Genomic DNA, 8,354 nt, shown 5'->3' with positions numbered 1-8,354 from the left:
GCAACAAGTTACGCTTGACGACCATAGCGAGGTGGTCCCACCCCTTCCCATCCCGAACAGGACCGTGAAACACCTCTGCGCCGATGATAGTTGATTAACGTCTGTGAAAGTAGGTCATCGTCAGGCTTTTATTCTAAAACGCCCCGCAAATAACTTTGCGGGGCGTTTTTCTTTGTGCGCTACATTCGCGAAACGCGATTCCCCAGTAATATGCCACTATGTCGTTGAATCGAGCCGGATCTCGCTCTGTGGTTAGTGTGGTCGCACCGTTGCCGGTGCGCGACGGTATTGCGCCCAGCCGGGTGCATCTGCCTCAGGGCGATTGGGCTACCATTTTCGACTTCCTTGTCCAGCGTTTCAGGTTTACCGCAGCCTCCGTCATTCACGAACGTCTTGTGCGTGGCGAAATCGTCGACGCCGAAGGGGTACCCATCACGCCCCAGACGCCTTACGCGCCACATCAGTGGCTCTGGTACTACCGCGAAGTCCCTGACGAGCCCCAAGTGCCTTTTGAGATCGATATTTTGTATCGAGACGCTCAACTCCTTGTCATAGATAAGCCTCATTTTCTGGCAAGCATTCCCGGTGGTCGATATTTAAAAGAAACCGCCCTGACCCGACTGCGTCAACAGTTGGGCTTGCCTGACCTTAGTCCAGTACACCGGCTTGACCGTGAAACCGCGGGTGTGATGATGTTTACTATCGACCCCTCCTGCCGTGGCGCCTACCAAAGCTTGTTTCAAAGCCGTGACGTCACAAAAGTGTATGAGGCCGTCGCTCCGCTGGACCCCTTGTTAACGTTGCCGCTACGTCGTGAGACACGGCTAGACGCCAAATCGACGCACTTCACCATGCAGGAAGTCGAGGGCTTACCCAACAGCAGCACGCTTATCGAATTGATTCGGCCAGTGGACACCTATGGGCTATATCGGCTGACGCCGCACACGGGCCGCAAACACCAGTTGCGTGTTCATATGAGTAGTTTGGGCATTCCTATTTGTAATGACCTGTTCTATCCCGAATTGCAGCCCTCATCGATGTTTGATGATTTCTCCAGGCCATTACAGCTGCTTGCCCGAGAAGTATCTTTCTGCGACCCGTACACAGGCAAGACACGCACGTTCTCCAGCAACAGGGTGCTGGCAATGGCCAGCTAGCCTGGTTATATGCACTTAACGATTTCGTAGTTCCGTTCGATGCCACACGCGGGCACACTAACCCTGTTCTTACCCAACAGGTGTTTTTTGTGTCGACGACGATCGAATCGCTTCCCTTGGCCCATGCGGCCATACCCACAGAGCTGCAGGCGCAGTGGCGCGAGCTTCAGGCCAGCCTTGCGCTGATTGCCGAGCGTCACCCTGATGCCGTGTTTGCAACCTCGTTGGCGCCGTCCGACATGGTGCTGACCTACGTCATCGCACAGTCCGCGCTGCCCATACAAATATTTACCCTTGATACGGGCCGTCTACATAAAGAGACACTGGCGTTGCTTGACGAGACGCGTCGCCGTTTGAATATCCACATTACCGTTTGCCGCCCGGAGGCTCATGCCGTGCAGGAGTTTACGGCAACGCATGGCTTGTTTCCGTTTTACGAGTCAGTGGCCTTGCGTAAGGCTTGCTGCAACTTGCGTAAGGTTGACCCATTAAAGGCCATGTTGAAAGGTCGTTCGGCCTGGCTCACCGGCCAGACACGTGATCAGTCGATTACTCGGACGCAACTGCCTGAGCAAGAGCATGACACGACGTTTGGGCTTGAAAAGTACAACCCGGTTGCCGCCTGGTCTGACGACGCGATCTGGACGGTTATTCGCGCCTTGAATATTCCGTACAACGCATTGCACGATCAAGGCTATCCATCGATTGGCTGCGAGCCTTGTACAAGAGCCATTAAGCCAGGAGAGGATGTCAGGGCTGGGCGTTGGTGGTGGGAGAACAGCGATTCGAAAGAATGCGGCCTGCACGAACACAATTTGAATTACGTTGCGACAAGCACAAGCATTAGCAAAAAGGAAGTTTTATGAGTCACCCCGCAGATCGTACCCATCTTGACTGGCTTGAATCAGAAGCCATCTTCATCATGCGCGAGGTGGCGGCCGAGTGTGAGCGGCCGGTGTTGCTGTTCTCGGGCGGGAAAGACTCTGTGGTCTTGTTGCGTTTGGCCGAGAAGGCATTTCGGCCCGGCAAGTTTCCTTTCCCTCTCATGCATATCGACACAGGTCATAATTTTGACGAAGTCATCCAGTTTCGGGACCAGCGCGCTGCAGAACTTGGCGAAACCTTGATTGTCCGCTCTGTCGAAGAATCAATCCGCCGCGGGAGCGTCGTCTTGCGATCGGAGACCGATTCGCGCAATGCTGCTCAGGCGACCACATTGCTTGAGGCCATCGAGGAATTCGGCTTTGATGCTTGCATCGGTGGGGCTCGCCGAGACGAAGAGAAAGCCCGTGCAAAAGAGCGGGTGTTCTCGTTCAGGGATGCCTTTGGTCAATGGGATCCTAAAGCACAGCGTCCAGAGCTCTGGAATTTGTACAACACCCGAGTTGCCAAAGGGGAAAACATGCGGGTGTTCCCCATCTCGAACTGGACGGAATTGGATGTCTGGCAATACATCGCGCGTGAAAAGCTCGCATTGCCGCCCATTTATTACGCGCATGATCGCAGTGTCATCAAGCGCAATGGTTTGCTGGTGCCCTTAACCCCGCTCACGCCGCCTCGCGACGGCGAGACGCCGGAAACAGTGCGTGTGCGCTTTCGTACGGTGGGCGATATTTCGTGCACTTGCCCGGTGGCGTCAGACGCGGCCACACCCGAAGCGATTATTGCCGAGACGGCATTGACGACGATCACCGAACGCGGCGCAACTCGTATGGACGATCAAACGTCTGAGGCGTCGATGGAACAAAGAAAGAAACAGGGGTATTTCTGATGAATGCATTGGTTGAACAACCTTTTACGCAAACCGAGACCAGTGTGCTGCGCTTCATTACGGCAGGCTCTGTAGATGACGGCAAGTCGACCCTGATTGGGCGCTTGCTGTTTGATAGCAAGGGCGTATTTGCCGACCAGCTGGATGCCATTGCGCGGTCAAAGTACAAACGAACCGAGGCCAATGAGTTGGATCTGTCTTTGCTGACAGATGGCCTTGAGGCCGAGCGTGAGCAGGGGATTACGATTGATGTGGCCTACCGTTACTTTGCAACGCCAGCACGAAAATTTATTGTTGCTGATGCGCCTGGTCACGAGCAGTACACACGCAATATGGTTACCGGTGCCTCAACCGCGCAGGCCGCTATTATCCTGATTGACGCCACTCGTGTTCAAGATGGTGAGTTGTTGGTGCAAACCAAGCGCCACAGCGCGTTGGCAGCGTTGCTGGGTATCAAGCATATCGTTGTTGCTGTCAATAAAATGGATCTGACGGGTTGGGATCAGGCGGTCTTTGAGCGCATTCGAGACTCATATGCCGCACTTGCCACCCAATTAGGCATCGCCAAATTTCATATCCTGCCGGTGTCGGCATTAAAGGGTGATAACGTCGTCAAAGCGTCGGCATTTACCCCGTGGTACGACGGGCCACCGTTGTTGAGCTTGCTTGAGCAATTGCCGCTTGACGCGCCTGTCGCCGATAGCGCGACTCGACTTTACGTGCAATGGGTGATTCGTCATGGGGGCAGCTCGATCAACGATTTTCGGGGCTATGCCGGGCAGGTGTCCAGCGGCCAATTGTCCGTTGGCACACAGGTCAAGGTATTGCCATCGGGGGCTACGGCTCATATTTCCCGACTGTACCGCGGCGGGGAGCCCGTGGAGCATGCCGTGGCGGGTGACAGCGTTGTGGTCGAATTGGATCAGGACATCGACGTATCGCGGGGCGATGTCTTTGTGACGGGGCAGCACCCGGTGCATGTCGACAAGACGTTTGATGCCGAGCTGTGCTGGCTCGATCAGCAGCCGCTCAGTCAGGCGCGTACCTACTGGCTCAAACTCGGGACGCGTCTGACGCAAGTCAAGTTGAAGGCCGTTCATTCGCGGCGTGATATTCATACCCTTGGCCAGGCCCAAGTCGAGCAGCATGCCCTGCAGATGAATGATATTGGCAAAGTGACGTTGACGGCTCGAGATGCGCTAGTGCTAGACCGATATCGTGATTTGCCGGGTACGGGGGCTTTCATCCTCATCGATGCTGCCACCCATCAAACTGCCGCAGCCGGGATGATCCAATAGCTTGCACTACAATCGAAACCCTCTGATGTCACCGGGTTTCGATATGTCTGATTCAATGAAGCAGCGGCTCGATGCGATTCGCCTGCGCATGGCCCAGGCCTGTGAGCGCGTCGGTCGGGACGTTGCCGACGTTCATTTGTTGGCGGTCAGCAAAACGTTCGATGCCAATGCTGTTCGTGAAGCTGCCGCGCTGGGTTTGAACGCTTTTGGCGAAAGCCGTTTGCAAGAGCTTCGCGACAAGCTGCCGCAATTGTCCGACCTTGATCTGCGTTGGGTGCTTATAGGCCATTTGCAAACTAACAAGGCAAAAGACGCGGCGCGTTGGGTACACGAAGTTCAATCGCTAGATCGTCTGGCTTTAGCCGAAGTGTTGCATCGTCGGCTGCAAGACGAAGGGCGCAGTATCGACGTGCTGGTCCAGGTTAAAACCTCGCCGGAACCGTCCAAGTTCGGGCTCGAGCCCGTCGACCTGCCCGACTTTCTTGATGCCCTTAAGGGCTTCCCCACGCTTCGGGTCAAAGGGCTAATGACGTTGGCCATCAATTCTGACGACGAGCACGCCGTACGTGGGTGCTTTCGCCGCTTGCGCCAATTGCGTGACGAGGCACAGGCGATTGGGCATCATGACGTGAAGCGATTGTCGATGGGTATGACGGGCGATTTCGAGTGGGCCATTGAAGAGGGTGCGACTGATATCCGTATCGGGTCGGCCCTTTTTGGCGTGCGCGACTATGCACAGCATTGAATCCACACAGGAAAAACAGTATGAAATTCTGGAAATGTTGGCTGGCCGGTTTAGGGTTGGGTTTAGCCAGTGCTGCAGTACAGGCGCAGACGCTTGATGTCGTCAAGCAACGGGGTTACTTGCAGTGCGGGGTTACCACTGGCTTTGCGGGGTTTTCCGCCCCTGACGACAAAGGGCATTGGCGAGGCCTCGACATAGACTTGTGTCGCGCAGTCGCAGCAGCTGTATTGGGCGACGCCGAGAAATACAAAGCAGTACCGCTTAACTCCCAGCAGCGTTTTACGGCACTGCAGTCGGGCGAAATTGATGTGCTGGCTCGCAACACCTCGGTAACGCAACAGCGCGACACAGCACTGGGGGTGATTCATGCCGGCATCAATTTTTATGATGGTCAGGGCTTCCTGATTTTAAAGTCGCTGGGTGTAAAAAGCGCTAAAGAGCTCGATGGCGCGACTATCTGCCTGCAAACAGGGACATCTAATGAAAACACACTGGCCGATTGGGCGCGTGCCAATAATATTCGTTATAAGCCGGTGGTTATTGAGCAGTTTAATGAAGCCGTCGGTGCCTTTGCGGCGGGTCGTTGCGATGTGTTCTCAACCGATGCGTCGGGGTTGGCCGCCATTCGGGCTTCACGTTTAGGTAACCCCGACGATTACATCGTTTTGCCCGAACTCATTTCTAAAGAACCGTTGGGGCCGTTTGTCCGGCAAGGGGACGATGCCTGGCTGAATATTGTGAAATGGTCGCTGACGGCTATGCTTCTGGCCGAAGAGCTGGGCGTTGATTCAAGCAATGTAGACGCTCATGCTCAGCAGTCAACGCCTGCCGTACAGCGGCTTCTTGGGGTTTCGGGTAATGCCGGTAAAAATCTCGGGCTTGATGCGCGCTGGGCTTATCAAATCATCAAACAGGTGGGCAATTACGCCGAAAGCTTTGAGCGCAATGTCGGGCAGGGTAGCCCCCTGAAAATTGATCGAGGGCTGAATGCATTGTGGAACAAGGGCGGGTTGATGTACCCCTTGCCTATACGGTAGTCGCGCCCGGATCCAAAACGGCACCAAGCCGCTTTAACGCCGGCGGTAAACCAACGAGATTTGTGCAAAAGCGGTTTGCAGCTCGCGCGTGCCGCCCTGGAAAACTACCGGCCGCCCCTTGCTGACAAAGCAAATCAGTTTTTTTGAGGAAATCAGCGGGATAAATTTGGTGAACTGGATGTCATCCCAAGTGATCAGGCGTTGGCTAAGCCAGCTTTGCTGGATGCCTTCGGCCGTAATGCGGGTGACCGATGTGGTCATGTAGCGCGCCACAACAATCAGCGCCACGTAGCAAGCGACCAGACTGGCGGCCACGTATGGATTGACGTTCTGCCCATTGGGCCCGGTGGCGGTGATAATAAACTGGAAGGCGATGAGGCCAAGCATGATCCATGCCGCGATTTTTATCCAACGAGGCCATGACGCTCCTTCGATGGGTAGCGGACCCAGCTTTTGCATGAGTTCGGCGTGTTCTTCAGCAGAGGGACGTTGGCTGCGCAGCATAGAGTATTCAGTGGTTCGCGTTAAAAAGTTAATGGGTGGGGCCTGTTGTGCCTGCGACTCTTTGCAGGCGGCCGTCGGGCAGTCGGGCTACCCGGCTATCAAGTTCAAGCAGGGTTAAGCGGCTATTCAGCAGGGCAATGTCTAACCCGGTACGCTGCAAGAGTGTATCGACATCAATGGGGTCAAAGCCCATGGCGTGCAATATGGGGTCGGGTGTGTCATGACCGGCAGCGCCCGATGCCTGCAAAGCGCCGCGTGTTTTGGGCAATGCACCGACAACGTGTAAAGGCTTACCCAGGCCCGGCAAAACACCCGAAATTTCTTCCAGAATATCTTGTCCTGACTCCACCAGCTTTGCCCCTTGCCTGATGAGTTGATGACAGCCTTTGGACAACGGTGAGTGAATGGAGCCGGGAATGGCGAATATTTCGCGGCCCATGTCGCCGGCCTGGCGCGCCGTAATCAGCGAGCCGCTTTGCACGGCGGCTTCTACCACCAGCACCCCCCGGCTCAAGCCCGCGACAATCCGGTTGCGTCTTGGAAACTGGTAAGGCATGGCGCGTTGACCCATGGGAAACTCAGAGATCAACGTACCGTATTCGACGATTTTGTGGGCCAGGTCGCGGTTGCGTGCAGGGTAGATGATATCGATGCCTGTTCCCATGACGGCTAACGTGCCGCCGCCGTTTGGGCCGGCGTCCAGAGCCCCCTGGTGGGCGGCCGTGTCGATGCCCGATGCCAGGCCACTGACAACACACCAGCCGCGTTCGGCCAGATGGCGGGCAAATGCGCTGGCGTTTTCAAGGCCGCCGGGGGTGGCGCTGCGTGCGCCCACAATCGCAATGCTGGGGCGGTTTAGGGTGCTAAGCTGCCCATTGACGTACAGCACCAGCGGCGGGTCGTGGATTTCGAGCAAACTGGCGGGGTAGTCGGGGTCGGCTAGCGTTAACAGATGGTGGCTGGGGTGTTCGAGCCAGCGCTGCGTTTGCGCAATGGCCTGGGCAATGTCTGCTGATGGGGCTTGCGCAAGCTGCAGGGCCAGATTTTGAGGCAGAAACTTCATGAGTTGCGCCACAGATTGCGTAAAAATAGCTTGCGGCAGCCCGATGGCCGCCAGCAGATGGCGGGCCTGTGCGGGCCCCAGACCGGGCTCAAGCGTCAGGCGCACCCAGGCAGCCAATTCGTCGTGATCAAGAGATGCAGGCATAGCGCAGCAGTTTGCCACAGAGTTACAGGCGGCGTGAAATGGTGCGCGACATAAACATCTGCCGGCCGTGACCGGAAGGCGGTTGGTATAATGGAAGACCACCTTTTAAACTGATTACGCCATGGCTTTGCTTCCCATCCTTCGTTATCCAGATCCGCGCCTGCACAAGGTGGCCAAACCGGTCGAGACGGTCGACGATCGTATCCGCCAGTTGGTACGCGACATGGCCGAAACCATGTATGACGCGCCCGGAGTGGGGCTTGCCGCAACACAGGTCGACGTTCACGAGCGCGTCGTTGTCATCGACGTCTCTGAAGAAGGTAACGATTTGCGGGTTCTCATTAACCCCGAAATCATCGAAAAAAGCGACGAGCGCCAGGTTTACGAAGAGGGGTGTCTCTCTGTGCCGGGTATTTACGACCGGGTCGAACGCGCGGCACATATCCGAGTGCGTGCCCTGAACGAAAAGGGCGAGACCTACGAGTTCGATGCCGACGGCCTGCTGGCGGTTTGTGTGCAACACGAGCTCGACCATCTGGAAGGTAAGGTTTTCGTCGAATACCTCTCGTCGCTGAAACTGAACCGCATCAAAACCAAATTGCGCAAGCAAGAACGCGAACTCGATAAGGTATAAC

General features: G+C 55.9%; 9 protein-coding genes and 1 rRNA gene. 8 read left to right on the top strand and 2 right to left on the bottom strand.

What is annotated here, in order from left to right; translation table 11 throughout:
* Positions 1-13 precede the first annotated feature (13 nt).
* From rrf to CHR62_RS10815, 7 genes are all read left to right on the top strand, one after another.
* A 5S ribosomal RNA gene (rrf, locus tag CHR62_RS10845) occupies positions 14-126 on the top strand.
* A gap of 92 nt (positions 127-218) precedes the next feature.
* On the top strand, positions 219-1,157 hold the full coding sequence (locus tag CHR62_RS10840; protein ID WP_123660942.1) for a pseudouridine synthase: 939 nt from the start codon (positions 219-221) through the stop codon (positions 1,155-1,157).
* Between the two features lie 89 nt (positions 1,158-1,246).
* A complete protein-coding gene (locus CHR62_RS10835; RefSeq protein ID WP_233574962.1) occupies positions 1,247-2,023 on the top strand; it encodes a phosphoadenylyl-sulfate reductase in 777 nt (258 codons plus the stop codon).
* Positions 2,020-2,928: a sulfate adenylyltransferase subunit CysD gene (gene cysD, locus CHR62_RS10830; RefSeq protein WP_123660941.1), complete on the top strand. Its 909-nt coding sequence runs from the start codon at positions 2,020-2,022 to the stop codon at positions 2,926-2,928. The genes CHR62_RS10835 and cysD overlap by 4 nt, the downstream gene beginning before the upstream one ends.
* A complete protein-coding gene (locus CHR62_RS10825) occupies positions 2,928-4,226 on the top strand; it encodes a sulfate adenylyltransferase subunit 1 (protein ID WP_123660940.1) in 1,299 nt (432 codons plus the stop codon). The genes cysD and CHR62_RS10825 overlap by 1 nt, the downstream gene beginning before the upstream one ends.
* A 43-nt stretch (positions 4,227-4,269) precedes the next feature.
* Positions 4,270-4,971, top strand: coding sequence for a YggS family pyridoxal phosphate-dependent enzyme (locus CHR62_RS10820; protein ID WP_123660939.1), 702 nt, complete (start codon positions 4,270-4,272; stop codon positions 4,969-4,971).
* A gap of 20 nt (positions 4,972-4,991) precedes the next feature.
* Positions 4,992-6,008, top strand: a complete 1,017-nt coding sequence (locus CHR62_RS10815) for an amino acid ABC transporter substrate-binding protein (protein ID WP_123660938.1) — start codon at positions 4,992-4,994, stop codon at positions 6,006-6,008.
* Positions 6,009-6,041: 33 nt separating this feature from the next.
* On the opposite strand, the gene CHR62_RS10810 is transcribed toward CHR62_RS10815, so the two are convergent.
* Positions 6,042-6,512, bottom strand: coding sequence for a hypothetical protein (locus tag CHR62_RS10810; protein WP_093969540.1), 471 nt, complete (start codon positions 6,510-6,512; stop codon positions 6,042-6,044).
* A gap of 28 nt (positions 6,513-6,540) precedes the next feature.
* Positions 6,541-7,719, bottom strand: a complete 1,179-nt coding sequence (gene dprA, locus CHR62_RS10805; RefSeq protein WP_123660937.1) for a DNA-processing protein DprA — start codon at positions 7,717-7,719, stop codon at positions 6,541-6,543.
* 121 nt (positions 7,720-7,840) lie between these two features.
* On the opposite strand from dprA, the gene def reads away from it, so the two are divergent.
* Positions 7,841-8,353 carry a peptide deformylase gene (gene def, locus CHR62_RS10800; protein WP_093969538.1) on the top strand — a complete coding sequence of 171 codons (513 nt, stop codon included), beginning with the start codon at positions 7,841-7,843 and terminating at the stop codon, positions 8,351-8,353.
* The last annotated feature ends 1 nt before the right edge of the window (position 8,354 follow it).

It is taken from the genome of Pusillimonas sp. NJUB218, assembly GCF_003788685.1.
Lineage (GTDB): Bacteria > Pseudomonadota > Gammaproteobacteria > Burkholderiales > Burkholderiaceae_B > Neopusillimonas.
This window is presented reverse-complemented; position numbering and strand designations above follow the sequence as displayed.